Origin of the sequence: Paraburkholderia diazotrophica, assembly GCF_038900755.1 — a bacterium.
Classification (GTDB): domain Bacteria; phylum Pseudomonadota; class Gammaproteobacteria; order Burkholderiales; family Burkholderiaceae; genus Paraburkholderia; species Paraburkholderia diazotrophica_A.
Map to the genome: position 1 here is coordinate 1 of NZ_JBBPEN010000054.1, position 2499 is coordinate 2499.

Genomic DNA, 2499 nt, shown 5'->3' on the forward strand with positions numbered 1-2499 from the left:
CTCCAGCTTGACGTCGGCGAGGGTCCAAACCTGGGTCGAGTGCCACACACCCACAGCGCCCAGGAGCGCGGCGGCGGCAAGCGTATGACAGAAGCGACCGAGCTGCTGGCGTTGATCCTTTGTAGGATTCAGGAAGAGCTGGAGTACAAGCCCGATAAAGCCGTCCTCCTTCCCAACGACGCCGATTGCATCACCGACAGAGAAGCCCCCGTCAACCCTGCTATCCAGCTGCACGGTCGCGCCATCGATAACGGCCGACACAGCCGGCGGCGCTTCGCTGACGCTGAATTCCCGAAGCAGCGTCTGCAAGCGCTGCGAGGGATATACCTGATCGGTTTCTCGCATATAGGTCGCGCGATCGCTGATTGTCATCCCGGACGGATATCCGACGAAGATCTCGACGATTTCCATTGAACCTCCTACCGGCGTTCGCAATCGAGACCGCCCGCGAGCAGCAGGCCGCCGAGCAGCGTGTCGTATCCCTCGCGTGAGGACAACTGTTCGAGCGACACAGCGTTGTCGCCGCCCCCGGACATGTCCGTGCGGCCGCGACGCGTGCGGAATGACACAGCAACCTTCTGGCGTGTCGGGGTGTCCGCAACTTCCAGCATGACGGCGGGGGTACGGAGGGTGACGCGGCAACCGCGATTGCGGCGAGCCGGTTCGGCGACGATTTCGTGCTCGCCGGAGCGAAGACGAAGATCGCGTGCGACACGACGCAGCATCTGGGTCGCGTGGTGGGTGATAGCGGCGTCACCAGCCGCACCCGCACTGCGGCGGTCGGCATAGAACACCTTCGGAACTTTCAACATTGCTGCCTCAATAAAGAAAAAGCGAGGGTCCCTTTCGGGACGCCTCGCGATGAAGGAATGGGCCGGCAACGCCGGCTGTGGAATAGCGGATCAGTGCGTGACGCGCAGACCCGAGTTGGTGGTGATGAGAAGCACGTGATCGCCCGGCGCGAACGGCTGGTCGTCGGGTTGTGCCACAACGACGTTGCGACCGGTGTTGGTGCGCACAATGATTTCGAGGCCCGAGTGATGCGACAGGACCTGCGAGACCTTCTGCGTGACAAAACCGGATGCAGCACCCGTCAAGGCACCAGCGATGTAGCGGCCGGTGCCATTGCCGATCGTGCGCGAACCGAGGAAAGCACCGACACCTACGCTGATGAGCGACGTCAGCCCGGAGTTTTCCTGGGTGGCTTCGATCGTGATTGCGCGAGTGCGGACAACCGTACCTTCTTCGAGCGTGCCCGAACGCTGAACGTCATAACGCTGGTACGTGTTCGGCGAACCGAAATCGACACCGGCGCAAGCCGACAGCATGGATGCGAGAACGAGACTGACGATGCTCTTGAACATTTGATTGCCTCAACAAGATGAAGGGCAACCATCCCGTCGGGGAGGTTGCCCTGACGGGAAAGAGATTTGGTATTCAGTGGGCAGCAGCACGAAGACGCAGATTCACGTTTCGCTCACGCGCACCCAACCAGTTAACTGCGATGAGCAGCGCGGCCGACAGCGGCGCGATAACGAAGACGAACCAGAAACCAACGCCCTGCAGGAAAGCGCCATATGCGTAGCAGTGTCCCGTTATGGACTCGAGCATGAACGCGGCGAACGGCAGTTGATGCGAATCGACGTGCGCCAGATAGGCATCGACAGCAGCCGGTCCAGATGCACGCAGCAGGTCAAGCTGGCTTTGCGCTTCGAACGCACAACCAGAAATGACCAATATGCAGCCGGTTAAGGCGAGAACAGCAGCAACGAGCAGGACAAACTTGAGCGAAACGTTAGCAGCCGTGTTGTTGCGATTCGACATGGAACAGCTCCTTGAAATGCGGGAGCCGGTTCCCCGTTGGGATTGGCTCCCAACGAGAGAAAAAAAATAGTTGCATCAGGCGAAAGCGCCTGACGCATTGAACAGTTGCTGGTTACGACGAAATGCGGGTGAGGTAATGCAGATCGACGCGACCGCTTCTGACGAGCTCGCGCTCGGCATCAAAGGGGATTTGAAAATCAAACTTCACGGTGGCCGTTCCGTCGCTCCACAGATACAGAATGGAGCCGTGGAACTGCCGGATGGGCAAGGTTGCAACTGCTTGCGCGAAAACGCGTTGGTTCTCACGAAAGCCCCACTTTTCCGAGATACGTTCAGGGTCGTTGGCGATTGCCAGGGACTTGACGAGCTCTGCGGACTGAGTGACTTGCTGCAGCATGGTGCGGCTCCTAAAAAAACGGGAGCGGTCCCGTTGGGATAGCTCCCAACAGGGTTGACAGACGGGGTTGCCGTCGTGGAGGACCGGCATTTGCCGGTCAAAGGTATGAGCACTCCAGAATCTGGAGTGTTCGTTCGATGCGCAGAAGCGCGGGTGATGGGGTGAGTCTAGGGTAGTTCGAACGCGACGAAGCCTGGAAACATCGGCAAAACCACCTCGCTTTCGCATTTTGTGTGTCACGACGAGGGTCATCCCCCTGTCCGGTGCGCCCGAGACAA

General features: G+C 59.5%; 5 protein-coding genes. All 5 read right to left on the reverse strand.

Annotation, left to right across the window (positions count from 1 at the left end):
- On the reverse strand, positions 1-411 hold a 411-nt coding region (locus AABE10_RS36105; RefSeq protein WP_342937825.1), incomplete at its 3' end, for a hypothetical protein.
- A gap of 8 nt (positions 412-419) precedes the next feature.
- On the reverse strand, positions 420-812 hold the full coding sequence (locus AABE10_RS36110; protein WP_342937826.1) for a hypothetical protein: 393 nt from the start codon (positions 810-812) through the stop codon (positions 420-422).
- A gap of 90 nt (positions 813-902) precedes the next feature.
- The gene (locus tag AABE10_RS36115) at positions 903-1364 is read right to left on the reverse strand and encodes a hypothetical protein (RefSeq protein WP_342937827.1); all 462 of its coding nucleotides are present in this window, start codon (positions 1362-1364) and stop codon (positions 903-905) included.
- A gap of 73 nt (positions 1365-1437) precedes the next feature.
- Entirely contained in the window at positions 1438-1824 is a 387-nt protein-coding gene (locus AABE10_RS36120) for a hypothetical protein (protein WP_342937828.1), read from the reverse strand.
- Between the two features lie 112 nt (positions 1825-1936).
- Positions 1937-2221 (reverse strand): hypothetical protein, encoded by a 285-nt coding sequence (locus AABE10_RS36125; RefSeq protein WP_342937829.1) that lies wholly within the window; start codon positions 2219-2221, stop codon positions 1937-1939.
- Between the last annotated feature and the right edge of the window lie 278 nt (positions 2222-2499).